The organism is Gemmatimonadota bacterium, from assembly GCA_016719105.1.
In the GTDB taxonomy this organism is placed as follows: domain Bacteria; phylum Gemmatimonadota; class Gemmatimonadetes; order Gemmatimonadales; family Gemmatimonadaceae; genus SCN-70-22.
In genome coordinates this window covers 503,277-529,913 of sequence record JADKAQ010000001.1, presented here as the reverse complement: position 1 = coordinate 529,913, position 26,637 = coordinate 503,277, and the positions used below count along the sequence as shown (strand labels likewise).

24 protein-coding genes and 2 tRNA genes are annotated in these 26,637 nt (G+C 69.8%); 3 read left to right on the top strand and 23 right to left on the bottom strand.

Translation table 11 applies throughout. The features are described 5' to 3' along the window. Positions 1-5: 5 nt before the first annotated feature. Genes hemW through IPN47_02230 form a run of 6 tightly spaced genes read right to left on the bottom strand, consistent with a single transcriptional unit; the run spans position 6 to position 5,122 of the window. On the bottom strand, positions 6-1,139 hold the full coding sequence (hemW, locus tag IPN47_02255) for a radical SAM family heme chaperone HemW (protein MBK9406870.1): 1,134 nt from the start codon (positions 1,137-1,139) through the stop codon (positions 6-8). Between the two features lie 23 nt (positions 1,140-1,162). After that, positions 1,163-2,443 (bottom strand): DNA-protecting protein DprA, encoded by a 1,281-nt coding sequence (gene dprA / locus IPN47_02250; protein ID MBK9406869.1) that lies wholly within the window; start codon positions 2,441-2,443, stop codon positions 1,163-1,165. After that, positions 2,352-3,455, bottom strand: coding sequence for a GTPase ObgE (obgE, locus tag IPN47_02245; protein ID MBK9406868.1), 1,104 nt, complete (start codon positions 3,453-3,455; stop codon positions 2,352-2,354). The genes dprA and obgE overlap by 92 nt, the downstream gene beginning before the upstream one ends. Then, positions 3,445-4,134, bottom strand: a complete 690-nt coding sequence (locus tag IPN47_02240; GenBank protein ID MBK9406867.1) for a carboxymuconolactone decarboxylase family protein — start codon at positions 4,132-4,134, stop codon at positions 3,445-3,447. Before IPN47_02240 ends, obgE begins: the two co-directional genes overlap by 11 nt. Beyond that, positions 4,131-4,523, bottom strand: coding sequence for an asparaginase (locus IPN47_02235; GenBank protein MBK9406866.1), 393 nt, complete (start codon positions 4,521-4,523; stop codon positions 4,131-4,133). The genes IPN47_02240 and IPN47_02235 overlap by 4 nt, the downstream gene beginning before the upstream one ends. After that, positions 4,430-5,122 carry an asparaginase gene (locus IPN47_02230; GenBank protein MBK9406865.1) on the bottom strand — a complete coding sequence of 231 codons (693 nt, stop codon included), beginning with the start codon at positions 5,120-5,122 and terminating at the stop codon, positions 4,430-4,432. Before IPN47_02230 ends, IPN47_02235 begins: the two co-directional genes overlap by 94 nt. Before the next feature lie 142 nt (positions 5,123-5,264). On the opposite strand from IPN47_02230, the gene IPN47_02225 reads away from it, so the two are divergent. Continuing rightward, complete coding sequence (locus tag IPN47_02225) at positions 5,265-6,284, top strand: D-glycero-beta-D-manno-heptose-7-phosphate kinase (protein ID MBK9406864.1); 1,020 nt, start codon at positions 5,265-5,267, stop codon at positions 6,282-6,284. 114 nt (positions 6,285-6,398) lie between these two features. After that, a tRNA-Ile gene (locus IPN47_02220) sits at positions 6,399-6,472 on the top strand. Between the two features lie 241 nt (positions 6,473-6,713). Here IPN47_02220 and IPN47_02215 read toward each other — a convergent pair. Beyond that, a complete protein-coding gene (locus IPN47_02215) occupies positions 6,714-8,111 on the bottom strand; it encodes an OFA family MFS transporter (GenBank protein ID MBK9406863.1) in 1,398 nt (465 codons plus the stop codon). Positions 8,112-8,342: 231 nt separating this feature from the next. Between IPN47_02215 and IPN47_02210 the strand changes: the two genes are divergently transcribed. Continuing rightward, positions 8,343-8,416, top strand: a tRNA-Val gene (locus IPN47_02210). 88 nt (positions 8,417-8,504) lie between these two features. Here IPN47_02210 and gmd read toward each other — a convergent pair. From gmd to IPN47_02130, 16 genes are all read right to left on the bottom strand, one after another. Continuing rightward, complete coding sequence (gene gmd, locus IPN47_02205) at positions 8,505-9,512, bottom strand: GDP-mannose 4,6-dehydratase (protein MBK9406862.1); 1,008 nt, start codon at positions 9,510-9,512, stop codon at positions 8,505-8,507. 42 nt (positions 9,513-9,554) lie between these two features. Then, positions 9,555-10,856, bottom strand: a complete 1,302-nt coding sequence (gene hflX / locus IPN47_02200) for a GTPase HflX (GenBank protein MBK9406861.1) — start codon at positions 10,854-10,856, stop codon at positions 9,555-9,557. A 161-nt stretch (positions 10,857-11,017) separates the two neighbouring features. After that, the gene (locus IPN47_02195; protein ID MBK9406860.1) at positions 11,018-11,497 is read right to left on the bottom strand and encodes an LEA type 2 family protein; all 480 of its coding nucleotides are present in this window, start codon (positions 11,495-11,497) and stop codon (positions 11,018-11,020) included. A 1-nt stretch (position 11,498) separates the two neighbouring features. Continuing rightward, positions 11,499-12,869: a replication-associated recombination protein A gene (locus IPN47_02190; GenBank protein ID MBK9406859.1), complete on the bottom strand. Its 1,371-nt coding sequence runs from the start codon at positions 12,867-12,869 to the stop codon at positions 11,499-11,501. Continuing rightward, a complete protein-coding gene (locus IPN47_02185) occupies positions 12,866-13,423 on the bottom strand; it encodes a hypothetical protein (GenBank protein MBK9406858.1) in 558 nt (185 codons plus the stop codon). Before IPN47_02185 ends, IPN47_02190 begins: the two co-directional genes overlap by 4 nt. Position 13,424: 1 nt before the next feature. Next, entirely contained in the window at positions 13,425-14,828 is a 1,404-nt protein-coding gene (locus tag IPN47_02180; GenBank protein ID MBK9406857.1) for a CCA tRNA nucleotidyltransferase, read from the bottom strand. Positions 14,829-14,838: 10 nt separating this feature from the next. Beyond that, positions 14,839-15,771 (bottom strand): asparaginase, encoded by a 933-nt coding sequence (locus tag IPN47_02175; GenBank protein ID MBK9406856.1) that lies wholly within the window; start codon positions 15,769-15,771, stop codon positions 14,839-14,841. A 32-nt stretch (positions 15,772-15,803) separates the two neighbouring features. Then, the gene (locus IPN47_02170) at positions 15,804-16,559 is read right to left on the bottom strand and encodes an SDR family oxidoreductase (GenBank protein MBK9406855.1); all 756 of its coding nucleotides are present in this window, start codon (positions 16,557-16,559) and stop codon (positions 15,804-15,806) included. 173 nt (positions 16,560-16,732) lie between these two features. Next, positions 16,733-17,329, bottom strand: a complete 597-nt coding sequence (locus IPN47_02165) for an SIS domain-containing protein (GenBank protein MBK9406854.1) — start codon at positions 17,327-17,329, stop codon at positions 16,733-16,735. A gap of 38 nt (positions 17,330-17,367) precedes the next feature. Then, positions 17,368-18,120 (bottom strand): hypothetical protein, encoded by a 753-nt coding sequence (locus IPN47_02160; protein ID MBK9406853.1) that lies wholly within the window; start codon positions 18,118-18,120, stop codon positions 17,368-17,370. Continuing rightward, positions 18,117-18,521: a hypothetical protein gene (locus IPN47_02155; GenBank protein MBK9406852.1), complete on the bottom strand. Its 405-nt coding sequence runs from the start codon at positions 18,519-18,521 to the stop codon at positions 18,117-18,119. Before IPN47_02155 ends, IPN47_02160 begins: the two co-directional genes overlap by 4 nt. After that, positions 18,518-21,283 (bottom strand): alanine--tRNA ligase, encoded by a 2,766-nt coding sequence (gene alaS, locus IPN47_02150; protein MBK9406851.1) that lies wholly within the window; start codon positions 21,281-21,283, stop codon positions 18,518-18,520. Before alaS ends, IPN47_02155 begins: the two co-directional genes overlap by 4 nt. Positions 21,284-21,402: 119 nt before the next feature. Further along, the gene (locus tag IPN47_02145; protein ID MBK9406850.1) at positions 21,403-22,041 is read right to left on the bottom strand and encodes a regulatory protein RecX; all 639 of its coding nucleotides are present in this window, start codon (positions 22,039-22,041) and stop codon (positions 21,403-21,405) included. Between the two features lie 418 nt (positions 22,042-22,459). Further along, the gene (recA, locus tag IPN47_02140) at positions 22,460-23,503 is read right to left on the bottom strand and encodes a recombinase RecA (GenBank protein MBK9406849.1); all 1,044 of its coding nucleotides are present in this window, start codon (positions 23,501-23,503) and stop codon (positions 22,460-22,462) included. A 107-nt stretch (positions 23,504-23,610) separates the two neighbouring features. Beyond that, on the bottom strand, positions 23,611-23,985 hold the full coding sequence (locus tag IPN47_02135) for a YraN family protein (protein MBK9406848.1): 375 nt from the start codon (positions 23,983-23,985) through the stop codon (positions 23,611-23,613). 311 nt (positions 23,986-24,296) lie between these two features. Further along, on the bottom strand, positions 24,297-26,636 hold the full coding sequence (locus tag IPN47_02130; protein MBK9406847.1) for a DNA translocase FtsK: 2,340 nt from the start codon (positions 26,634-26,636) through the stop codon (positions 24,297-24,299). Position 26,637 lies beyond the last annotated feature (1 nt).

Below are 26,637 nucleotides of genomic sequence, written 5' to 3'. Positions count from 1 at the left end.
CAAACCTAGTAACGACTTCGATGCTCAGTCAAGGCAGCAACGAGCGCATCGAGACGAAGCCAGCCGCGCGGGGTCAGCCGAAGTCGCCCCTCGGCGACGGAGCCCCACCCCTCCGCGATCCATCGATCGACCACGAGCGCGTCCGACAGGGCGATCATCACTCCCTGTGATGTGCGGAGGCCGACGTAGACCGCCTCGAGCGCGCGCTGGCTCTCCGTGAGCTGTTCCGAGCCGCCCATCGGGTCACTCCCCGTGCGGGTTCGCTCCAGCCAGCGCACGTACTCGCGCTCGTTCCATCGCCGTGTGTCGCCGTCGAAGCCGTGGGCCGCCGGTCCGAGGCCGAGATACGGGACACCACGCCAGTAGCACGAATTGTGGCGCGACTCGAGCGAAGGGCGCCCCCAATTCGAGACCTCGTAGTGATCGAACCCCGCCGCCGCCAGACGCTCGTGCGCCAGCAGGAAGTCGCGTTCGTACCGTTCCTCGTCGGCGTCATGAATCGCCCCCCGCTCCCGCCAGCGCGCGAGCGGGGTTCCACTCTCCACGGTCAGTCCGTACGCCGAGAGATGTGTAGGCTCGAGCGCGATCGCCGCGTCCAGATCGCGTGCCCAATCGCGCGGCACTTCGCCCGGAAGCGCGTAGATGAGGTCGAGCGACCAATTGGCGATCCCGCCGGCCGCGAGCGCGTCCACGGCGGCGTGCACCGCCGCCACGTCGTGCGTGCGGTGCATCCACGCGAGCACCTGCGGATCGAAGCTCTGCACGCCGAGCGAGACACGGTTCACGCCGGCCCCAACCCACTGGGCGACGATCGCGGCGGTGACATCCTCGGGATTCGCCTCGATCGTCACTTCGGTCGACTCGTCGACGCTTGCGTAGCGCCGAACCGCGGCGATGGCGTCGACGACCCCGTCGCCCCCCAGTCGGGACGGCGTCCCTCCACCCAGGTAGAGCGTGTCGATCCGCGTGCGTTCATGCGAAAGGGCCGGCGGCTCGCCAAAGCGCGCCGCCAGTTCACCGGCCAGGGCCTGCACGAAGTCCTCGACCGGGACAACGCGTCGCACGGCGATGGAGAAGTCGCAATACGAACAGCGCCGCGCACAAAACGGGACGTGCACATACACGTGACGAAACGTCACCCCGCGTGCATCGACCAATCCGCTCATCGTCCCGCCATTGCCGTTCGCGAGACGATCCGCACCATGCCGGAGGGGTCGAAGGCGATCTCGCCATGCACCTCGAGATGACACAGCGCCGTGGCCACGTCGCGCGGCGAGAGGGCGCACGCGCGCACGAGGTCGTCGGTGCCCTGCGCGCCGCGGGCAAGGACGGCGAGCACGCGTCCCTCCGGCGAGTCGGGCCGCACATCGGGCGGCAACCGGCACGCCACCTCGTCGTCGACGGCGGTTGGCGTGGCGAAGGCGGCACCCTCGCGCCCACGCCGCGTGAGCGCCAGCAGTCCGAGCAGATCGTCGAACGAGGCGATGACCTGCGCACCGTCGCGGAGAAGCTGGTTGGCCCCGCGCGACGCCTCCGCATCGATCGGCCCGGGCACGGCCGCGACCGTGCGTCCGAGTTCCCCGCCTAACTGCGCGGTGATCAACGCCCCCGAGCGCACCCCGGCCTCCACGACGACCACCACGTCGGCGAGTGCCGCGATGATGCGGTTGCGTCGAGGAAAGGCGCCGGCATGGGCCGGCCGTCCCGGTGCGAGCTCGGAGAGCACGAGTCCCTCGCGGGCGATGCGCGCATGCAGGGCGGTGTTGCTGCGCGGATACGCAACGTCCACCCCCGTCCCCTGCACCGCGACGGTTGGTCCACCGGCCGATAGGGCCGCGGCGTGTGCCTCGGCGTCGATCCCCGCCGCCAACCCGCTGACCACACAGATCCCGCGGGATGCGAGGCGGCGGGCAAAGTCACGCGCCACCTGCCGCCCATACGCCGTCGCCTGGCGCGACCCCACCAGCGCCACCGCCGGTGGCACCGTGTGCGCGAGCGCGCCTAACGCATACAGGACCGGGGGCGCATCCTCCAGGTCGCGCACCGGCGCCGGATAGCGCGACTCGGCAATGCCGACGACGTCGATGCCGCGCCGTGCGAAGTCGGCGAGCTCCGCGCGCGCCCGCGCGAGCAGCGCTTCTCGCTCGCGCGCGTCGGGCACGGCCCGGCTGAGCGCCGATGCGACGTCTCCAGCGTCGGCGACGAGCCGCGTGATCCGCACCGGCCCCAGCCCGGCGATGCCGGCGATCGCCAGCGCCGCCACGCGCTCGTCCTGCGCCGCCCCGGCGGCGCGCTCGTCGGGCGCCGCCCCGGCGGCGCGCTCGTCAGGCGCCGCGCGTGCGGCGCGCTCGTCAGGCGTCGACAGCGTCGTCGGCGGCGTCAGAGGAATGCGCGTCGGTGTGGTCGGCCTCGTCCGGGCGGTCGAGCGACGACGGTGCCGCATCGCCCGCCTTCTCCGTCGCGCGCTCATTCGCCTTGCGCATCTCGAGCAGCTGCGACCACCACTCGGCCTTGAGCGTATCCAGCCCCTGGCGCGCCGCCGCGCTGATCGAGTAGCGGCCGAACGCTCCCGGCGTCTCGATCTCGGGGATGTACTCCTCCCCCAGCAAGTCGTGCTTGGTGAAGACGACGCAATGCGGCTTGGCCGCCAGTTCGGGCGAGTACTGCTCGACCTCGTGACGGAGCTGATCGTACTCGGCCTGCCAGTCCTCGGCGTCGATGGGAATCAGGAAGGCGAGGAGTCGCGTCCGCTCGATGTGGCGGAGGAACTGGAGTCCGAGCCCCTTCCCCTCATGTGCCCCCTCGATGATCCCCGGGATATCGGCCACGACGAACGTGCGATGATCGGTCAGGGCCACGACGCCGAGATTGGGCTGCAGCGTGGTGAACGGGTAGTCCGCGATCTTCGGGCGGGCCGCCGAGATGACCGAGAGCAGCGTCGACTTTCCCGCGTTGGGCTTTCCTACCAGCCCGACGTCGGCGATGAGCTTGAGCTCCAACTCGAGCGTGCGGGCGATGCCCTCCTCACCCGGCTGCCACTCGCGCGGCGACTGATGGGTGGCGGTGGCGAAGAAGGCGTTCCCCTTCCCACCGCGTCCCCCCTTGGCGACGACGAGTTCCTGGCCGTGCTCGACCACCTCGCCGACGCGCTCGCCCGAGTCGTGATCGCGAATGACGGTCCCGGGCGGGACCGGGAGGACGAGATTGTCGGCGGAGCGCCCGGTCTTGTTGTTCCCGCTGCCGTGCTGCCCGCGCTCGGCGATCCACTGGTCGCGATACGTGTAGTCGAGCAGCGTGGCCAGGTTGCGATCGGCGCGGACGATGACGTCGCCCCCGCGCCCTCCGTCGCCACCGTCTGGCCCCCCCATCGGGTAGAACTTCTCCCGGCGGAAGGAGACGCACCCCGACCCGCCGGTGCCGGCAGCGACGCGAACGACGACGAGATCAATGAACATCCTGGTGCACCACGCGCTCGAGAAGTAGGCGGTAGCGCGCGGGATTCCCCGGCGCCATGTAATCGGTGACGGCGGCCAGCGTGCCGGTCACCTCCTCCACGCTGGCGCCCGCATGGAGCGCCCCGTGAAGGTGGGCGTGCAGCTGACGGTCCTGCCCCGCGGCCGCGCACGCCGCGACGATGCAGAGTTCGCGGCGCCGCAGGTCGAGCTGCGGCCGTGACAGCACCTTCCCGTAACCCTCGACGATCATCCACGCATCCAGCGCCGGGTGCAGCGCCCGGATGTTGTGCCGCAGGCGTTCGTAGGTGGCACCGTACACCACGCGACACGTTGCCTCCCCCGCCGCGCTCCACTGCGCCGCCTGGTCGAAGCGCTCGCCCTCGTCGGTGACCGGTGCCGCACGTCCCGACAACCGGCGCCATTCGCGCGCGGCATTGAGCGCACGGGGGAACCCCGCGAACAAGTACGACTGCAGGATCACTTCCTCCACCCACTCGTGAGGGACCGCCTCGAGCGCCTGTGCCAGCGCGTCGCGCACGGCCGGCTCGCCGGCCCCGGCGATGGCCGCCGCCAGCCGCACCATCGCGACGTGCGCGGCGTCGAGTCCCGCAACGTTAGGCAGCGTGCCCGCCCCGGGCGTCATCATTCCGTTCCCGGTCGTACCATCCGATTGCGTCATCCGTCGACGACGCGAACCTCGCCCACCACCTCGCCGCGCGTGTTCTTCACGCGCGTGCGCGCGAAGTCCTGCAGGCGCGCCGGCAACGGATCGGGGAGCGCGCCATGCAGCTGCAGCAGGCGCAGGAGCGCCGGGAACTGCGCGCGCATCGACCCGTCCTCGACCTTCACCACCGCCCCGATCCCCAGGTCGAGCAGCGCCGCCGAGTGGATCCCCTCGGCGCCGATCTTGGCGATGACGCGCCCCGACGTCTCCTCCACCAGGGTACTGTCGAACCGATCGGTTCCGCCGAAGATCATGGGGCGGGTGCGAATCGCGCGGGCGATGCGCGACGGCAGCTCGTCGCCACGTGTGGCGCTCGCCGCGAGCATGGCGTAGGCGCGCGCCATGTTGGCCAACGGCAGGCCGAACACGACGACCCCGCAGCCGTCGATGGCTCGCTCGATCTTGTCCGAGGGGACCCCGTCCAGCGCGCCACCGATTCCAGGGCCGAGCCTTGCACCGGATGCCCGTCGCGCTCGTAGCCGTGGGTCGACCACCCCGAGACGTGCGCCCGAGCGAGCATCGCGGCGTGCTTCCCCGAGCAGTTGTTGTGCAGGCGCGTCGGAGAGTAGCCGGCCTCGCGCACGATACGCGCACCGCGGCGCGACAGCGGTTCGTGCGGCCCGCAGGCGAGGTCCCCTTCTTCCATGCCAATCGTCTGCAGCATGCGACCGGCAATTGCCACGTGCTCCGGTTCACCGCCGTGCGAGGCACACGCCAGGGCGAGTTCGTCATCGCCCCAGACCAACTCGTCGAAACCGCCGGTCTCGAGAAACGGCAGGACCTGGAACGGCTTGGCGCAGGAACGCCACGGCGAGACGAGAAAGGGATCCCGCGCGCTCCCCACGAGCCCGGCGGACGCATCCCACACCGCCGCGTGCACCCGGTGACGCGATTCGATCGCGTTCCCTCGGCTGACGATGACGTCGAGTTGGTAGGAGTGCATGCGAGCGCCGGTTGGAGAATCGCCGGCCCGGTTGGACTGGTCGCAGGGAAGATAATCGGGGCGTGAACCGATCAGGGGTGCTGGGGAGATCTCGCCGACATTGGTTGACCCTGCGGGACGCGTCCTCCTAGCTTCCGTCGCCATGTCGACTCCCCGTCCCAGCTCGCCGGCCTCGCACGTGTCGCGTGCGCGCCTGATCACCCTCCTCGAGCAGATGCGCCGGCGGCACGTTGCCGTGGTGGGCGATGCGATGCTCGACGTCTACCTGCGCGGCGACGTCGAGCGCATCTCACCCGAGGCGCCGGTCCCCGTTGTGCGGGTGCGCGACCGGAAGTACGCCCTTGGCGGGGCGGCCAACGTGGCCCAGAATGTCGCCGCGGCCGGGGCGGTCGGAACGCTGGTCGCCGCCGTGGGGCGCGACGAGGGCGGAGAGCGCCTGCGGCGGATGCTGCGGGAGATCGGGTCGGAGGACGGCGCCCTGATCCCGGTGGAGCGCCCGACGACGACCAAGACGAGACTGGTCGCCCGCGCCCAGCAGGTGGTGCGCTTCGACGAGGAGGACGACCGGGACCTGAGCGGAGACGACGTCGCGCAGGTGCTCGCCGCCCTGGACCGCGTGCTGGCGACCGCCGACGCCCTCGTGCTCGAGGACTACAACAAGGGCGTGCTGGTCCCCGACGTGATCGCGCACGCGATCGCCCGGGCGCTGGCGCGCGACATCCCCATCGTCGTCGACCCCAAGTTCCGCAACTTCTTCGCGTATCGCGGGGCGACGATCTTCAAGCCAAACCGGCGCGAACTGGAGTCGGCGTTAGGCGCGACGGTCCACCTCGACGATGCCGGCGCGCTCCCCGCCACGCTCGAGCGGCTCGGCGCGCGCCACCTGCTGCTCACCCTGGGCGAGCGCGGCATGGCGCTCGTCTCGCCGGACGGCCAGGTGCAACGCATTCCGACCACCGCGCGCGAGGTCTACGACGTGGTGGGGGCGGGCGACACCGTCACCGCCTACCTCGCGACCGCACTGGCCGCGGGGGCCACGCCGATGGAGGCGGCGGTGGTGGCCAACTTCGCCGCCGGGGTGGAAGTCGGGAAGCTGGGGGCGGCGACCGTCACTCCCGAGGAAATCGTCGAGGCGTACGACGCGCACGCCAACGAGGGGTAGCGTCGAGCGCGGGCCTGCGGCGCCGGGCGCTGCGGGGCGCCGACGCGGCGAGGAGGACCGGGCGCACGGGGCGCCTTTGCGGCGCGGCGAGCCGGCGAGTATCGTTGCACAGACGGGCCCTTAGCTCAGCCGGTTAGAGCAGCGGACTCATAATCCGTCGGTCCTGGGTTCGAGCCCCAGAGGGCCCATGCCGTTGGTCAGGACGCGCCCCGCTGCCCGGACGTTCGGGCGGCGGGGCGCGGCGTTTTCGGCCACGCATTCAGCGTGCGGCGACCGATCCCGCGCCACCCAAGCGTGTTCGTAGCGCCTCCGCGCCTAACGAAAGAGCGCCATGGACTTGGCGATGACCTGCGCCACCCCCCACGCGGCGGGGATGCCCACCACCAACCAGGCGGCCACCAGCTTCCAGCGTTCACCGGGCGCCATCGCTTAGTGCCTCCCTTCACGGAGCGGGACAGGATCGCGCCCTGCCCCCCGCGCAAAGTGATGCTCGGCCCCCACGGGGCGCACGAACCAGTTGGCCGCGAAGCCGAGCACGAGCAGCGCCGCCATCAGGTACATCGTGACCGAGTACGCGTCGCGGGGGGCCACGCCACGCCCGATCTGGTACTCGCGGAGGTAGTTCACGAGCACCGGCCCGGCCACCCCCGCCAGCGACCACGCGGTCAGCAAGCGACCGTGAATCGCCCCCACGTGCATCGTCCCGAACTCGTCGCGCAAGTACGCCGGAATGGTGGCGAAGCCGCCCCCGTACATGCTCATGATCACCGCATAGAAGCCGACGAAGAGGACGACCGATCCCGCGCGCCCGGTCGCCGGAACGCTCGCATACAGCACCGCGCCGAGGGCGAAGTAGATCATGTACGTCCGCTTGCGCCCCAGGTGGTCGGACGCCGAGGACCAGGCGAAGCGTCCCGCCATGTTCGCCAGTGACAACAGCCCCACGAAACCAGCAGCAGCCCCGGCGCCGATTGTCCCCGGGAACATCTCCTGAATCATCGGCGAGGCCTGCCCCAACACGCCGATCCCCGCAGTGACGTTCAGGCAGAGCACCGCCCACAACAACCAGAACTGCGGCGTGCGGATCGCGCGATCGACGTGCACGTCACCGCCAGCCGCAACCGGCGCGCGCCGGAGCGCCCCCTCGCCCCGCGGAAGGGACGGCGCCCACCCCGGTGCGGGGAGCCGCACGGTGAAGGCCCCGAACATCATGAAGACGAAGTAGGCGATCCCCATCACCACGAAGGTCTCGGTCACCCCCATCGACGTCGGGGTCCTGAATCGCTCCATCAGCGCCACCGCCAGCGGCGAGCCGATCATCGCCCCACCACCGAATCCCATGATCGCCATCCCGGTCGCCATTCCCGGCCGGTCGGGGAACCACTTGATCAGCGTCGACACCGGGGAGATGTAGCCAAGCCCCAGCCCGATCCCGCCAATCACGCCGTAGCCCAGCACCACGAGCCAGAACTCGTGCAGCTGCACGCCGAGCGCCGCGACGAGGAAACCGCCGCCGAAGCACGCCGCCGACGCAAACATCGCTTTGCGCGGCCCGGCCTGCTCCAACCATCGCCCGAAGGTGAAGGCCGAGAGCCCGAGGAAGACGATCGCGACGGAGAAGATCCAGCCGATGGTCGTCAACGCCCAGTCGCCGGGCGCGCGCGACGTGATCCCCTTGAGCGTCGACAGCGGAAGGTTGAAGACGCTGAACGCGTACGCCTGCCCGATGGCGAGGTGGATCGCCAGCGCCGCCGGGGGGACGCGCCACCGCGAGAAGCCGGCGGGCGCGATGGTACGGTCGCGATCGAGGAAGGAGAGGAGCGCCATCGGGGGTGATACGCGGGGCACACGGCATCGGGGAGCGGCAATCTCCCCCGCCGCGAGGTGGTGCGAAAGGGCGCACGCCGACCTGCGCCGCCAACACGCACGAAGGACCCACCGAGTGCGCCGGCGCACCGAGGCCACCGCCGCAGACGAAAGCGCCGGCCCCTACTACCACCCTCCCCGATGACCCATTAACGTACCGATCCCTCGCGCGGCGGGTCGGCGCGAGGTTCCGGTCGCATAGCTCAGCTGGTTAGAGCGCTGGTCTCACATACCAGAGGTCCGGGGTTCGAGTCCCTGTGCGACCACTCTCGATACGTCAAACGCCCCTCGGCTTCGAGGGGCGTTTCGTTTATCCGTCGGCCGCCGGCGGGGTGAATCCCTCGCCGGCGCGGGTCAGCGCCCGACCCGCGCCTCCCGCTCGGCGACCTTGAGGTCGGCGTCGACCATCATCGACACCAGCCCCTCGAAGCTCACAGTCGGACTCCACCCCAGCTTCTCGCGCGCCTTCGACGCGTCGCCCAGCAGGTGGTCGACTTCCGACGGGCGCAGGTACTTCTCATCCAGCGAGACGTAGCGTTCCCATTCGAGGTTCACGTGGGCGAAGGCGGCCTGCACGAATTCCTTTACCGAATGGGACTCGCCGGTCGCCACCACGTAGTCGTCGGGCCACGGTTGCTGCAGCATCCGCCACATGGCGTCTACGTAGTCGCCCGCAAAGCCCCAGTCGCGCCGTGCATCCAGGTTGCCTAACGCCAGCTTCTGCTGCGTCCCGGTGGCGATGCGGGCCACGGCCAGCGAGATCTTCCGCGTGACGAACGACTCGCCGCGCCGCGGCGACTCGTGATTGAACAGGATCCCGTTGCAGCAGAACATCCCGAACGCCTCGCGGTGGTTCACCGAGAACCAGTGCGCGGCGAGCTTGCTCACCGCGTAGGGCGAGCGCGGGTGGAACGGCGTGGTTTCCCGCTGCGGCGGCGCGGTCGCCCCGAACATCTCCGACGATCCCGCCTGATAGAACTTCACCTGGCGTCCGGTGCGGTCGATGTGCTCCCGCACGGCCTCCAACAGGCGCAACGTCCCGGTGGCCACGATGTCCGCGGTGTACTCCGGCTGGTCGAACGAGACGCGGACGTGCGACTGCGCCGCCAGGTTGTAGACCTCATCGGGCATGGTGGACTCGACGACGCGACGCATCGACGAGCCGTCGGCCATGTCGCCGTAGTGCAGGTGCAACCGTCCCGTGGTGTGCGACGGCCCCACCGCGAGGTGGTCGATGCGCCCGCGGTTGAACGTGGACGCGCGTCGCACGAGTCCGTGGACCTCGTACCCCTTCTCGAGCAGGAGTTCGGCAAGGTACGAGCCGTCCTGCCCGGTGATCCCGGTGATGAGTGCTCTTGGCATGTGCGAAAAGTAAGTGCGACGCCCGGGCCGAGGTCAGTCGGCTCAGGCGCTGGCGCCAGCGGTTGTTCCAGCGCCGACCACCGACGCCCCGGCCCGCAGCGCCCGGCCGAGCGCCGCCTCGTCCAGTCGAACCTGGACGAACATCCCCTCTTCCGTGTGGCGCTGCGCCAGGACCTCGCCCGTCCGGTGCAGCTCGGCGAGCAGCTTTCCGTCGCCATGACCAAGGCGCAGCTCGACCATCGGCTTGAATCGACGCACGCGTTCGCGCAGCACCTCGCGCAGCGGATCGAGCCCCCCCGGTGCGACCGACGACACCACGACGGAGTGGGGGAAGAGATGCTGCACGCGCGTCCCCAGCCCCTCGACCTCGCCCGGCGTGAGGTTGTCGCTCTTGTTGAAGACGTACAGCATCGGCTTCTCGTGCGCGCCGAGGTCAGCGATGACGTCGTCGACCACCTCGCGCTGTTCCTCCCACGAGGGGTGCGACGCGTCGATCACGTGCAGCAGCAGGTCGGCCTCGTGCAATTCTTCGAGCGTTGCGCGGAACGACGCCACCAGGTGGTGCGGGAGCTTGCGGATGAACCCGACCGTGTCGGTGAGCACGACACGCTGCCCTTCCCCGAGATCGACCTCGCGCGAGAGCGGGTCGAGCGTCGCGAAGAGGCGATCCTCGACGAAGATGTCGTCGCTCCCCGACATCGCGCGCAGGATCGAGGACTTTCCGGCGTTGGTGTAGCCCACGAGGGCCGCGCGGAACTCCCCGCGCCGCCCATGGCGTTGCACCTCACGGGTGCGCTGCACCTCGGCCAATCGCTCCTTGAGTACGCGAATCCGGTGGCCGATGAGACGGCGGTCGGTCTCCAGCTGCGTTTCACCAGGGCCGCGCATGCCGATACCGCCGCGGAACTTCTCCAGGTGGGTCCACATGCGCGTGAGGCGCGGGAGCATGTAGGTGAGCTGCGCCAGCTCGACCTGCATCTTCGCCTCGCGCGAGCGCGCACGCGTGGCGAAGATGTCGAGGATCAACTCGGCGCGATCCATCACGCGCTTCCCGACCAGCTCCTCGATGTTCTTCCCCTGGGCCGGCGACAGCTCGTCGTCGAAGATCACCAGCGTCGCCGCCTCGTCCGAGACGCGCTGGCGCAGCTCGTCGATCTTCCCCTTCCCGAGGTACGTCCCAGGGTGCGGGCGATCGATCTGCTGGGTCAGCCTCCCGATCACCTGGGCGCCCGCGGTGTCGGCGAGCCGCTCGAGTTCCTCGAGGTGCTCATCGACGTGATGACGGGCCTGCGTTCCCTTGCGCGGCGCGCCGACCAGGATCGCGCGCTCGACAGGGGGAGTCAGGGAGATGATGTCGCGGCTGATAGGACGGGTGATGGAAGACGAGGGTGTACCGTCGCCGGTCGGCGATGGGGCGCCATCGCCGGTTGGCGACGGTATGCGGGCGTCGTGCCCGCGTCGTGTTCAAGCTCGGGGATCGCCCCGCACGCGCACAAGGGCGCGAGCTAGTCGCGCGCGTTCCCCTGCAGCGTCGAAAAGCGCCCGGTCTGGTCGTACGGCCGGGTGAAGTTGCCGATCGGCGTGGCAACCGAGAAGTCGCCGATCACCCGGTACTGCACGGTTCCGGTCTGCGTGAGCGCGCGCCCGGCCGCCCCCACTCCGCGGTACGTGAAGGAGAGCGGGAGGCGCACTTCATTGGTCTGTCCCTCATCCACCCCGAACTTGGTGGTGTAGGCGCCGTCGCCAAACTCGGTGGAGTCGACGAGCACCTTGTACGTCAGGCGCGTCCCCTCCAGGCGGAACCGGTTGGGATTGTAGACGTCGAGGACGATCTCGATCGACCCGCCCGCCACGCCGAGCCCGGTGATGCGGGCATCCTTGAACGTGACCACCGGATCCTTGAAGCTCGCGCGCCCCAACGACGCGCAGGCCGCGGTCGCGACCAGCACCACACCGGCGATTGCAGCTGACCACCTGGCTCTCATGTCATTCCTCCGCGGGAGCGGCACCGGCATCGCCGCCGCCCCCCATCCGGGTCTTGAGGTCTGCCCACCATTGCATGCGCTTTCCGATGTCCTTCTCGAACCCGAAGGGGCCGGGTTCGTACAGCACGACATCCTTCAGCCGATCCGGAAGGTACTCCTGCGGCGCATACGCGTGCGGGACGGCGTGCGCGTACTGGTACCCCTTCCCATAGCCCAGTTCCTTCATGAGCCGGGTGGGCGCATTGCGGATGTGCAACGGGACCTGCTCCGCGGGATGCTCGCGCGCCAGGTCGAGTGCCGCCTTCCACGCCTCATACACACGGTTGCTCTTGGGCGCCGTCGCGAGATACACGGCCGCCTCGGCCAGCGCCAGCTCCCCCTCGGGAGATCCGAGCATGTGATAGGTGTCGCGCGCCGCGAGCGCGACGGTCAGCGCCTGCGGATCGGCCAGGCCGACATCCTCGGCCGCAAAGCGGATCGTCCGGCGGGCGATGTACATCGGATCCTCGCCCCCGGTGATCATGCGGGCCAGCCAGTACAGCGCCCCCTGCGGATCGCTCCCGCGCAGCGCCTTGTGATACGCCGAGATGAGGTTGTAGTGCTCCTCGCCGGACTTGTCGTAGCGCGCCACGCGCAGCTGCATCGCCTCGCGCAGCCCCTCGACCGTCAGCGTCCCCCCGACGCCGGCAAACGCCGCCGCCGCCTCGAGCACGTTCAGCGCGCGTCGCGCATCGCCGTCGGCCTCGCGCGCCAGCCACGCCAACGCCCCGTCGCCGGCCGTGAGCTGCAACGCGCCCAGCCCCCGTTCGCGATCGGACACCGCCTCCGCCAGCAGCCGCTCCAGCGCCTCCTCTCCCAACGGTTGGAGCACCACGACCCGCGCTCGCGACAGCAGCGCCCCATTGAGTTCGAACGACGGGTTCTCCGTCGTCGCCCCGACCAGCGTCACCACGCCCCGCTCCACCGCGGGGAGGAAGGCGTCCTGCTGTGCGCGGTTGAAGCGATGGATCTCGTCGACGAACAGCACCGTTCCCCGCCCCATCGCCAGCCGTTCCTCGGCCTCGGCAATGATTTCCCGCACGCGAGGCACTCCCTCCGTGACCGCCGAAAACGGGACGAACTCCCGATCGGTGTAACGCGCGATGAGGAAGCCCAGCGTCGTCTTCCCCGTGCCGGGCGGTCCCCAGAAGATCATGGACGTGACCGTCCCCTGCTCGATCGCCTCACGCAGCGGCTTCCCCGGGGCCAGCAGGTGCTGCTGTCCGACGTACTCCTCGAGCGTGCGCGGGCGCATGCGCGCCGCCAGCGGCTGCGCCGACGCGGGTGGGGCAAAGAGCGACGCCTCGGCGCGCGAGGGGCGTTTGGGCTTCATGACGCCGTGCCCGGTGCTACGCGTTGCACCTGCTGCAGCGCAAGCCGTTCGGCGGCGTCCCGCACGGCCACACTCATCGCCGCGGCCGGCGCGAACTCGCCCGGCGCCAGGCGCCAGCTGCGGGGGCGCAGCTGCTTCCGTCGGCGAAGCCCCTTCCCCTGCAGCAGGTAGAGCCACCGATCGGTGCGCGCGTACACGAAGATCTCGAGGTTCGGCGTGAGGGTCAGCTGGTCGTCGGCCCCCACGAGCGTGAGCTCCACCCCCGCGTGCATGGCCAGCGTCCCCTTGATGCGTGCGATGGTATCGCGGGCATCGACGAGCGCGGTGTCGTCGCCGCGCCAGTGCAGCTGCGCGCGCACGTCGTGCAGCTCGACCGTCACCGCCGGGGGCAGGTGCTCGGCCAGCGCCAGGAAGAGCTCGACAATCCGGTCGGCGTTGGCCATGACCATCGCCTCGCTCACCCCCTCGCGCTCGCCGAAGGTGAAGCCGTCGCCCTCGCCCCGGAAGTGGCGCCAGATGCTCGCCTCGGGATGCGGTCCGCGAATGAAGACCATCTCAGGAGCCTCCGGCATCGGCGCCGGCACTCCACGCGCGCGCCAGCGCCAGGAGCGTCGCCCGATCGTTGCGCGTTGGATCCTCGACCACGACGTCGCGCAAGCGCCGCAACGCGGTGCCTAACGCCGGCCCCCGCGACACGCCACCCTCGCGCATCAGGTCCTCGCCGTCCACGGCAAGGTCGGCCACCTCGACCGGGTCCCGATAGGCCACGCGCAATGTCCGGCGGTAGAGAGACGCCGCGCGCGACGGTGCCGCGCCACGCATCGCCACCGCACCGCCGTCTCCCCAGGGATCCTCCTCGCCGTCCCGCGGACCATGGGCCAGCTCGGCACTCAGCGTGGCCAGCACCACGCGCAATGCATCGGGCACGCGCGTGCGACCGGCCTCGGCCGCCCAGCGTCGAAGGACGGCGTCACCCGGCGGTGTGGGGTTGATGATGGCCGCCCGGACCGAAGCGCGGAGCGCTGTGGCGTGCACCGCCAGGGCAGCCAGCCAATCGACGTCGCGATTGGAGAAGCGCAGGTCGCGCAGCGTGCGCACCACGACGTCGTGCGACAGTCCCACGAACAGTGTCGCCAGCCGCAACAGCGTGCGCCGCCGCTTGCGTCCCGCGCTGCGCGTCGCTTCGGGGTGGGCCACGAAGTCGGCCGCGTACAACACCCACGCGGGCTGCGCCTCGAGGGCCGGGATCAATGCGCGCAGGGCACCGGCCCCATGCCAGAGCGTCGTGGTGCGGCTCGGCACGGCGACCTGTTCCATCGACTTTTCCAGCTCCTGCTTCACTCGCTCGCGCGAGAGGCGTGACAGGAACGGCGCACTCTCGACGATCGCCGCCCAGGTCGCCGGCTCGATACGAAAGCCGAAGCGGCCGGCGAAGCGCAGCGCGCGCAGGGCGCGCAAGCGATCCTCGACCATGCGCTCTCGCGCCTGCCCCACCGCGCGCACCACGCCATGCGAGAGGTCGTCTCGCCCCTTGAACGGATCGTGCAGCCGCTCGGTCGAGGGCGAGTACGCTATCGCGTTGATCGTGAAGTCGCGCCGAGCCAGGTCCTCGTCGAGCGAGGCCCCGAACTCCACCACGGCATGTCGGCCGTCGGTCTGCACGTCACGACGAAAGGTCGTCACCTCGTGCAGGCGTCCGTGCCGGTCGAGCACGCCGATCGTCCCGAACTGCTCGCCGACCGGGATCGTCCGGCGAAAGGTCCGCTTGACCTGCGGCGGCGTCGCCGACGTGGCGAGGTCCCAATCGAGGTGAGGCAAGCCGAGGAGTGCATCGCGCACCGCGCCTCCCACGCACCACGTCTCGAACCCCGCCTGCTCCAGCGCGTGCGCGATCTCGCGCACCTCGCGCGGCGGATCGAGGACCGGCGATTGTTCCAGTCGCGCACGCGTGGACGTCACGGCCATGCCCTCAGGAGTCGAAGACGGCGCGCAGCGCGTCGCCGGTAAGCCCGGCCCCCAGCGCCAGCATCAAGTCGATGCGCGCCTGCTGCGGACGCCTCGCGCCCGTGAAGATGGCACCGAGGTTGGCCAGTTGTCGCCCACCGCCGGCGTATCCGTAGGTCGTCCCCACGCGCCCGCGCGGCGCGCGCGACGCCACGACGACGGGGACGCCATCGGCCAGGCAGCGCCCCAGTCCGTCGGCCATGGCAATCGGAACGTTGCCGCGCCCCAACGCGGCGACGACGACCCCCTTCGCCGTCTGGCGCGACACGTCGACGAAGCGCGCGTCGGCACCGGCGTACGCGGTGATGATGTCCACCGGCGTCCCCAGCGACGGGGGCGCCAGGATCGGCCCAAAGGGCGGCAGCGACCGCCGGAAGACGACCTCGCCATCGTCGACGACACCGATGGGCCCGAGTCCCGGGCTCTCGAAGGCGTCCAACAAGTGCGTATGGGCCTTGGTCACGTCGAGAGCCGAGAAGACGCGACCGTTGAGCATGACCAGCGCCCCATGGCCGCGCGCATCGTCCGACGCGGCCACACGCACCGAGTCGGACAGGTTCGCCGGCCCGTCCCACGACAGTTCGCTCGCGTTGCGCATCGCCCCCGTGAAGACGATCGGCTTCTCCGTAGCGATGGACCGGGTGGCGAGATACGCCGACTCCTCGATGGTGTCGGTTCCGTGCGTGACGACGACGCCATCGATCTGCGGATCGTTGACCAGGTCGAGCAGGCGCGCGCGTAGCGCCCACTGGCGCTCCACCGTCATATGTGGCCCGGGAAAGCGCCCCCACTCCTCGACCCGCAACGACGCCACGTGCTCGATGCCGCGCGCTGCCGCCACGATCTCGTCCGCCCCTAACGAGGGGACGGCCCCCCCGATCCCCGTGTCGAAACGCATGGAGATCGTCCCCCCCGTGAAGACCAGCGCGACTACCCGCACAGGACGCTGCCGCCATTGACGTTGACGATCTCGCCGGTCACGTGGCGCAACTCGGGCATGCACAGCATGACGATGGGAGCGGCGATGTCGGCCGGCGTAGCGATGCGCCCGACGGGGATCCCGGCGGCGACCCGCGCCCGCCCGTCCCCGGCAAACGCCCCCTCGCACATCTCGGTATCCACCCACCCCGGCGCCACCGAATTGACGGTGATGCCGCGTCGCGCCACCTCGATCGCGACCGACTTGGTGAAGGCGATCATCGCCCCCTTGGAGGCCGCGTAGTCGGCATGCATCGCCTCGCCGCGCTGCCCGGCCGTGCTGCTCACGAGGACGATGCGCCCCCCGTCCCCCATCAGCTGCAACGCGCCGCGCGTCGAGTAGAACATCCCGTCGATGTTCTCCGCCACCGTGCGTCCCCAGCGCGCGTCAGGCATGTCGGCAACGGCGACGTCTTCCTCGGGCCAGATCCCGGCGTTCGCGACAAAGACGTCCAGTCCACCCCACGCCTCCTGCACGCGGGCGAACATCGCATCCACGGCCCCCCGATCGGAGAGTTCCGCGGCGATCGCCAGTGCCCGGCGCCCCATCCCCTCGATCTCGGCCACCATCGCCTGCGCCTCGGACGCGCGCGATCGATAGTGCACCACCACATCAGCGCCGCACCGGGCCAGGAGCCGGGAGGTCGCCCCGCCGATTCCGCGGGATCCACCAGTGACGAGTGCGCGCGTGCCAATCAGGGAGAACATGTGTGGGGGCGAGGGAGAGGAGACGGCGAACGAGACGGGCGGACTGACGGTGAGCGAGGGACGAGACGGGCGTGCGTGCATGCATGTGCCGGAGCCGAGCGTGCGACCGCTTCGCGCCGCATCGGCGCCGCACCGGCGCCGTCATTGCGGACGGTGCCGAGCGGCGGCGACCGCTACGAGTCGCCGCCTAACGCCTCCTCGACCACCTCGCAGATCAGGTGCTGCACGCACAGGTGAATCTCCTGGGCGCGGTCGGTGCGCTCGGTGGGAATCACCAGCGCGATGTCGGACCGCGCCCGCAACGCCCCGCCGTCGCGGGCGGAGAGCGAGAGCACCGGCGCCCCCTTGGCGCGGGCCACGTCGGCAGCGCGCAGAACGTTAGGCGAGTTCCCGCTCGTGGAGTGGATGATGAGCAGGTCGCCGGGACGAACGAGGGCCTCCACCTGACGCGCGAAGATCTCATCGAAGCCGAAGTCATTCCCCGCCGCGGTCAGCAGCGACGTGTCGGTGGTCAGGGCGATCGCCGGCAGCGCGCGCCGGTTGCGCATGTATCGCACGACATACTCGGTGGCCATGTGCTGCGCGTCGGCCGCCGAGCCGCCATTGCCACAGAAGAAGAGCGTGCCGCCACCGGCCAGCGTGCGCTGCACCAGCGCCGCCGCCCGGGCGATCTCGGGGGCGAGGACCTCCGCCGTCCGCGTCGCCAACGCCGCCAGGTCGCGCAGCCGAGTGACCGCCCGCTCTCCCGCGTCCCGCTCGAATCCGTCCATCCGTTCGCCCTCGCCTGGCTCGTGGTGACGTGGAATGCCTAACGACCACCGATCATCGCGCGCAACCGCTGCCACAGCGACCGCTCCCGCCGCAGCGGCGGCACCGGGAGCAGGGCCTCATCGGCCAACACGCGGCGCGGATTCTCCTCGGTGAGCAGCGCCCCCTGCCCGTCCTCACCCGCCTCACGCAGCCACTCCCGCACCGTCGCCAGCGACCGACGATCCCCGTGATTGTCGCTCGCCAGGATATCGTACAGCCCACCCGCGAGCATCGCGCGCGCCAGCTGTGCCATCTCCCCAGCCGAAAGCAGCATCAGCGCATCCCCCTGAATCACCACCCCGACCTCGCGCCACGCCTCGACGTCAGCGAGCGTGATGCCACGATACCGTTCGGGGTGGGCGATCACCGGCACCAGTCCACTCGTGCGAATGCGCATCAGCTCCGCCGTGGCCCCCGCCGGCAGCCCCGATCGTGGAAACTCGACCAGCACTGCGCGCGACGTCCCGAGCGTCAGCCCCCGCTTCGTGAGGTCGCACCCCGGACGATCGAGCATGATCTCGAACCCGGCCGCCAGGCGCATCCCCTCCGGAGCCAATCGCTGCAACTCGGCTCGCAGCGCGGCATACTCGTCCACCGGCGCCTCGTGCGCGCGCGACGCCGTCAGGTGCGGCGTGCAGGCCACCTCCCGCACCCCCTCCACCAGGAGCCGCTCCAGCACACGCACCGAGTTGTCCATCGTGCGTGAGCCATCGTCGACCCCCGGGAGGAGGTGCGTGTGCAGGTCGATCACGCCGAATCCGCAATCCCGGCGAAGTAGCGCATCGCCCACTCGCAGCGATGCTCGAGCGCGTCGGGGGCGTCGCCCAGCGCCTCCATCGCATACGTCGCCAGCGCATCGGCGGCCAGCAACTCCAGCGCACTCCCCCGCGCCGTTTCGTGAGCGCGCAGCAGACGCTCCAGCACGCGACCGGTCGCCTGCACCAGCGTCGCCGCATGCGTAGCCGCCGCGGGCGTTCCATCGCCGGACGACGCCCCGGCATCCGATGCACCGGACGACGCGACGCCGGGAGCGCAGTCCTCGTCCTCGGCGGCGCGCGCCAGCTCGCGCAACCGGGCCGCCAAGGCGGCCGGCGGCGCGGGCTCGCGGGTGGCGAGCCAGCGTTCCAGCGCCGCGACTCCCTCGTGCGTCACGCGCCCAGGAGCGCACGCACCGTGCGCTCGAGCGACGCGAGGGCGTCCGGGAGGCGCGCGGCGTCGGGGATCCCCGCCTGCGCCATGTGCGGCTTGCCACCGCCACGCCCGCCCGCCAGCTGCGCCAGTTCCTTGATGACGGCATCGGCACGCACCCCGCGGTCACGCGCGTCGTCGGTGGCCACCACCAGCAGCGCGCTCTTGCCATCCTCGAAGGTGGCGCCTAACGCCGCGACTCCACTGCCGAGCTGTTCGCGCAGCGCGTCGCCGAGCGCCTGCAGCGTCTTGACGTCCGGCGCGGTCATCATCGAGGCCACCAGCCGGAGCCCCTCGACCGTCGGCGCCGACGCCACCAGCGCCTTCACCTGGTCGCCACCGCCCTTCATCGCCTCGTCGAGGCGCTTCTCCAGCGCCTTTCGTTCGTCCAGCAGCCCCTGCACCCGCTTGATCGCCGTGTCGGGCGTCGCCTTGAGCAGCTCCCCCACGCGGGAAAGCGTGCGCTCCCGTTCGCGCATCACCTCGAAGGCACGCGGCCCCGTCACCGCCTCGATGCGTCGCACCCCCGCGGCGACCCCGGTTTCGCTCAGGATCTTGAAGAGCGAGATCTGCCCCGTGTTGCGCACGTGCGTCCCGCCGCAGAGCTCGACCGAGAGCCCCGGGATCTTCACCACACGCACGACATCGCCGTACTTCTCGCCGAAGAGCGCCATCGCCCCCTCGGCCACCGCGTCCTTGTACCCCTTCTGCTCCGTGCGCACGTCGACCGACGCCCAGATGCCGCGATTCACGGTCAGCTCGATCGCGTCCAGCACCTCCGGCTTGATGGGGCCATGGTGCGTGAAGTCGAAGCGCAGGCGATCGGGGGCCACCAGCGACCCGGCCTGGTGCACGTGATCGCCTAACGCCTCCCGCAACGCCGCATGCAAGAGGTGGGTCGCCGTGTGATTGCGCTCCGTGTCGCGGCGGCGATCGCCGGGGACCCTGGCCGTGGCCGTCCCGAAGGCGATCGTCCCGCTGAGCTTTCCGATCGCGGCGACGCGCCCCTCGATCTTCTTCACGTCGTCCACGTCCACGCGCCACCCCTGCCCGACGATCTCGCCGTGATCTGACACCTGACCGCCCGATTCGGCATAGAACGGCGTCTCGCGCAGCATCACCGCCACGCGGTTGTCGTCCAGGCGGCGCACCGCGGTTACCTGCGACTCGATCTCCACCGCCTCGTACCCCACGAACTCCGACTCGCCGAAGGCCGGCGCCTCGTCGGACGTCCCGCTCGTCCGCTCCCACCGTGCCGCGTCGGACAGTTCGTCGGCCACCACGCCCAGCTTCTTCGACTTGCGCTCCTCCTGCGACTGCACGCGCTGCGCGCCTAACGCCGCCTCGAAGCCGGCGATATCGACCGCGTAGCCGCGCTCGCGCGCCATCAGTTCGGTCAGGTCGATCGGGAAGCCGTAGGTGTCGTAGAGCTTGAACGCGTCCTCGCCGCTGATCAACCCGCGCAGGTGCGTCGACCCCTGCGTCGATCCCACCGCGGGCGCGAGCTGTTCGAAGCGCGACATCCCGCCCTCGATCGTCGCCAGGAAGCGTTCCTCCTCGGCGCGCGTCGTCTCGAGGACGTGCGTCGCCCGTTGGCGAAGCTCGGGAAAGACGTCGGACATGCTGTCGATCACCGCCTGCACCACGTGCACCAGCGTGGGCTCCCGCCGCCCGAGCAGGTACGCATGGCGCACCGCCCGGCGAAGGATGCGTCGCAGCACGTAGCCGCGCCCGTCGTTGGATGGGAAGACCCCGTCGGCGAGGAGGAACGAGACCGCGCGCGCGTGGTCCGCCAGCACGCGATACGACGCGCTATGGGCATCGAGGAGGCGCGATCCGTCAGGCGCAACGCCGGCGTACGGCCGCTGCACCGTCGCCTCGATCGCCGCCATCATCGGGGCAAAGACGTCGGTATGGAAGTTGTTCGTGACCCCCTGCATCACCGCCGCGATGCGCTCCAGTCCCGCGCCCGTGTCCACCGACGGCTTCGGCAACGGCACGAGCGCCCCGTCGGGCTGCCGGTCGAACTGCATGAAGACGAGGTTCCAGATCTCCAGGAAGCGCCCCGCCTCGGCCCCCTCCACGAAGGCCTCGGTGGAGAACTCGGTTCGTTCGAGATCTGTCCACTCGCCACTCGCCCCTGCCGGAAAAGCCCAGTCCTTGGTCAGGTGGGCAAGGTCGATGTAGAGCTCGGAGCATGGGCCGCACGGCCCCGTATCCGCCATCTGCCAGAAGTTGTCCTTCGCGCCGAGCCCGTAGATGCGGGCGTCGGAGATCCCGGCAATCTCGCGCCACAGCGCGCGCGCCTCATCGTCCTCGTGGAACACGGAGACGCGCACGTGACGCGCGTCGATCCCGAGATTCCCCTCCGACTGCGGACCGGTGACGAACTCCCAGGCGAAGCGAATCGCGTCGCGCTTGAAGTAGTCGCCGAAGGAGAAATTCCCCAGCATCTCGAAGAAGGTGTGATGTCGCGCCGTGTGCCCGACCTGCTCGAGGTCGTTGTGCTTGCCGCCGGCGCGAACGCACTTCTGCGAGGTGGTGGCGCGACGTCCCGTCTCAGGGACCTCGAGGCCAAGGAAGACCTTCTTGAACTGGACCATCCCCGCGTTGGTGAAGAGCAACGTGGGGTCGTCGCCCGGAACGAGGGACGAACTCGGCAACACGGCGTGCGCGTTGCGCTGGAAGTAGGCCAGGAATCGGGAGCGGATGTCGGATGCGCGCATCCCCCAATATAGCGGACCTCGACGCGGATTCTGGAGCGCGCCCCTGTCCTACCATCGCTCCCTCCCCGCGCCCCCTCCGACCCCGCGCCCCCTGAACTCGGGGAGCGGTGACGGAGGCCCTATCGCATCAAGTCACGGACGACTCGCGCGATGACATCCGGCGCATAGCCGCGCCGAGCCAGGAAGGCATAGAGCCGCTGCTTCTGCGTGGCGGCATCGTAGGATCGCAGGGCACGCAGCCGCTTCTCGCCCGCGAGTCGCGCCGCCCCCTCCTCGTCCAGTTCCACCTCCTCGAGCGTCTCGGCGATCGCCCCGTCCGCCACTTCGCGCGAGACACCGCGTCGTTGCAGCTCCTGCCCGATGCGTCGGCGCGAGACGCCGCCGCTCAAGACCCGCGAACGCGCGAGATTGCGCGCGTACGCGTCGTCGTCGAGAAATCCCAGCTGCTGCAGCCGTTCGATCGCCGCCGCGATGGACGCGTCGACCGCCCCCGCCCGACGCAGGCGCATCTGCAGGTCCCGCGTACTGCGCGCGCGCACGGCGAGCAGGTCGATCGCCTTGTCGAAGACCGCGAGCCGCGACGATTCCGCGCGGAGCCGCTGGGCCAGCACCACGTCGACCGAACCGCCGACCCGCAGACCGAGTTCGGCGATCAGCTCCGCCGACACGGTCGCCACGGGTCGCCCATCGATCGCGACCAGGTATCGCACGCTCCCCGAGCGCCGCTCATGGATCGCCGTCACCCGCCCCGCGGGCACCTCCTCGACATCCCCGAGCTTCTTGCGAGGCCCCCGTTCCGTCCTCGCGCCACTCGCGGACGAGGCGGCCCGCCCTCGCCGTGCCGGTGCGGAGGGCGCCTGGCTTTCGTCGCCCTCCTCGTGGAGTTCAGCGCGATCTTCTGCGGCCGCCTCGTCGTCTTCCCAGACGCCCATTTCAGCCTCCAGCCAAACGTTGGCGCACACTCCGAGATCCTCGACCCAGCGTTCGCGGGGACCTGCTCACCGGCCCCTTCTGTCTTCGTCCCCTCCGACTTTCGACCTGAAACGAGGAGAGGCCGGAGAGAGGCCCGCTGAGCAACGTGGGGTACCGGGCCCCAGCATCCTCAGAAGACAACCCTCCGGCCCCAATATCCTGCCGGCGTCTGATGTGTCCTGCGTCCTTCGATCCTACGCCCTGCTATTCCTCGGTGGTCTCGATCTCGGCCGGCACCTCAACCTTCGTGATGCCGAGCACGACCTTCACCTTTTCCTCGATTTCCTTCATCATCGCCACGTTGTCCTTGAGGAACATCTTGGCGTTCTCACGCCCCTGTCCGATGCGCTGGCCGCCGTAGCTGTACCAGGCGCCGGACTTCTCGATGATCCCCGACTCCGACCCGATGTCGACGAGCAGCGAGGTGAGGCTGATCCCCTCGGCATACATGATGTCGAACTCGGCCTGCTTGAACGGAGGCGCGACCTTGTTCTTCACCACCTTCACGCGCACCTGCGAGCCGATCACCTCTTCCTTGTCCTTCACCGGGCCGATGCGGCGGATATCGAGCCGGAGCGAGGCGTAGAACTTGAGCGCCTTGCCGCCGGTGGTCGTCTCCGGATTCCCGAACATCACCCCGATCTTCTCGCGCAGCTGGTTGATGAACACCACCGAGGTCCGCGAGCGAGCGATGGCACCGGTGAGCTTGCGGAGCGCCTGCGACATCAAGCGCGCCTGCAACCCCACGTGCGAATCACCCATGTCCCCCTCGATTTCCGCCTTGGGGACGAGCGCGGCCACCGAGTCCACCACTACCACGTCCACCGCGCCAGAGCGCACGAGAATCTCGCAGATCTCGAGCGCCTGCTCGCCGGTGTCCGGCTGCGAGACGAGGAGGTTGTCCACGTCCACGCCCAGCTTCTTGGCGTAGTCGATGTCGAGCGCATGCTCGGCGTCGATAAACGCTGCTACCCCACCCGCCCGCTGCGCATTGGCCACCACGTGCAAGCAGAGCGTCGTCTTGCCGCTCGACTCCGGCCCGTAGATCTCCGTAATGCGGCCCCGAGGGATTCCACCGATGCCGATCGCCGCATCGAGGTTGATCGCCCCCGTGGGGATGCACTCCACACGGACGCGATTCTCCGCCCCCATGCGCATGATCGATCCCTTGCCGCAGTTCTTCTCGATCTGCGAGATGGCCAGACCCAGTGCCTTCCTACGATCGTCTTGCACTGCCGAAACCGCCATGATTCACCCTGTTGGTGAGTCGTTGAGGCCCTGGCCACGCGGGCAATGTACCGGGTGGCGTGAACAATTCGATACCCCGAACAAAATACGAAACCCCACGCTTGCTTTCAAGCACGAGATGAAACACCGAAGGCGTTTTCCACATGGCGTACACGCACGCCCCGCTCGTCCAGGATCACCCCGATGACGTCGAACCGATAGCTCTCCCCCACCCGCCCATGCCGGTCGATCCAGATCGAGGCTGAACGCACTAACTCCCTGCGCTTACGCCAGTTGACCGCCTCCAGCGGTCCGCCGAACCACCCACCCTGCCGAGCCTTCACCTCCACGAACGCCACCGTCCCCTCGCGCTCCGCGATCAGGTCGATGTCACGGTGCCCACTCCGGAAGCGCCGTTGCAGCACGCGCCAGCCGCGCCCCCGAAGCCATCGCTCGGCGATCGTCTCCCCCAGCGCCCCGAACCGCTGCCGTTCCGTCGTCACACCGCGAACCTACCCCCCCTCGCGCCCGCCGCATCACCATTTCCACGCGCATCGTACCGTTCCATTGCGGGCGCCGGCGCTCGGCAGCGCCGCAGGCACCGGCACAAGACAGCGCCGCACACACCGGCGCAAGACAGCGCCGCCCACACCGGCGCACGACAGCGCCGCAGACACCGGCGCGCGACATCGCCTCAGCGTCGCAGGCGCCGCCCCCAGGGGGACGGCGCGACCAGACATCGCTTCAGATTGTTAGGTGTCACGACAGCGGCGGCGGGCCACGGCGCTCGCCCCGTCCACCCACGGTGCGTGCGCTAGGCCCCGTCGGGACCCGCGAGGCGATCGAGATCCTCGAGCCCCACGAGGATGTCGCGCGGCTTCGACCCTCGCGACGGCCCGAGGATACCCGCCGCGTGCAACTGATCGATGATGCGCGCCGCCCGTCCGTATCCCACGTTGAGTCGGCGCTGCAGCAGCGACGTGGAGCCGAGTTGGTGCTGAATGCAGGTCTCGGCGGCCTTTCGGAAGAGCGGATCGCGGTCCTCATGACCGGTCCCTCCCCCCTCGCCCTCCTCATCGTTGTCGATCGCCTCCTGCGCCTTCACCTCGGCGATGATGTCGGGGCGCGAGAGTTCGTCGTCGGGCAACCCCTTCGCCGCCAGCGCCGCGCGCTTCGCAATCTTGCGCGCGTCGAACCAGTGCATCAGGCGTTCGGTGTCATCACCCGGGATGAACGCCCCCTGCAGACGCTGCGGCTCCGACTTGCCGGGCGGAATGAACAGCATGTCGCCGTTGCCCAACAGCGACTCGGCCCCCATGCCGTCGATGATCGTGCGCGAGTCGACTTGCGACGCGACCCGGAACGCGATGCGGCTGGGAAAGTTCGCCTTGATGAGCCCCGTGATGACGTTCACGCTCGGACGCTGCGTGGCCAGGATGATGTGGATCCCGATGGCACGCGCCTTCTGCGCGAGCATCGCCAGCGGCGTTTCCACCTCCGCCTGCACCGTCATCATGAGGTCGGCGAGTTCGTCGATGACGACCACGACGTACGGCAGGATCCCCTCGGTGTACTCGCGCCGCTCGAAGGCGACCTCGGGGCGCTTGGGCAACACCAGCGACGCGCCGTCGAGCACACGCTTGTTGAAGTCCTGGATGTTGCGCGCCCCGTTGGCGGCGAGGATCTCGTAACGACGCTGCATCTCGATGACTGCCCACTTGAGCACATACGCGGCATCGCGGTTGTCCGTGATGACCTTGTGCAGCAAGTGCGGGAGATCGTTGTACGCCGAGAGTTCGACCATCTTGGGGTCGACCATCAGGAACTTGAGGGTGTCCGGCTTGTGCCGGTACACCAGCGACGTGATGATCGTGTTCACGCAGACCGACTTGCCCGATCCCGTCGCGCCGGCGATGAGGAGGTGCGGCATCTTGGCCAGGTCGGCAACGACCACCTTCCCCTCCAGGTCCTTGCCTAACGCGATGGGGAGCGCCATCCGTGCCTGCTGAAACTCGCGGGCCTCGATCAACTCGCGGAACGAGACGATCTGCGGCACCGGATTCGGCACCTCCACCCCGACCGCCCCACGTCCTGGGATCGGCGCGACGACCCGGATGCTGGGGGCGCGCATCGCCAGTGCAAGGTCATTGGCGAGGTTGGCGAACTGCCGGACCTTCACGCCCGACGCCGGCTCCACCTCGAACTGCGTCACAACCGGCCCGATCGTCTGCCCGGCCAGCCTCCCGTCAACCTTGAAGGTGCGCAGCGCCTCCATGAGCTTGACCCCCATCGCCTCGATCTCCTTCCGCCCCACATCGACGTTGCCGGGAGGCGGGGGGGTGAGCAACTCGGGCGACGGGATGCGATCCTCCAGCGCGTCGGCCTCCGGGATGACGAGTGGGGACGGCGGGACCGGTGCCTCGACGATCGCCGGCGTCTCGGCCTTGCCCTTGCCGCTCGCCTTCTTTGTTGCCACGACGGTGGGGAGCGGTTCCGGCTCCGCCGGCTCGGGGAGCGCGACCACGTCGGCGCGCTTCGCGCGACGCCGCCCCTCTCCCGTCTCCCGTCTCCCATCCACCATCGCCGGCATCTCTTCTGGGGGCGGCTCCATGGCCAGCGCCGCCGGCGTCAGGTCGCTGCGCGCCGCTTTTCCTCCCGGGGCGCGCATGGCCGCTGTGACCGGATTCCAGCGGAGCGACCAGGCCGTCAGCGCGCTGGCCAGCACGGCCACGGCCAGCCACGCCCCACCGGTGCCTAACGTCTGGCCCAGGTAGAAGGCGATGAAGCCGCCCCAGAGCCCCGCCGGTCCGTCGGTGCGGCGCTCGGTTCCGGTCGCGAGCCCGACCATGATCGGGAGGAGGAGGACGAGTCCGGCGAGAAAGAGCAGCCAGCGGCGGTCGGTCTCCCACTGCATGCGCCCCAGCAGGCGCAGGCCGTGGACGAGCGGGAGCAGCGCGAGCAGCCACGCGGCTGGCTCCCCAACAACGGACAGCAGCGCCCCCTTGAGGCACCCACCCACGGGACCGAAGACGCCACGCGCGGCGAGGCAGCCCCCCTCGATCGGGAGGTCCTGCAGCAGCAGTGCCCCGCCAATGAAGAGCGCCAGGGCGATCAGCGCGATCCCCGCGAGTTCGCGCTTGAGGTTGTGCGGCACG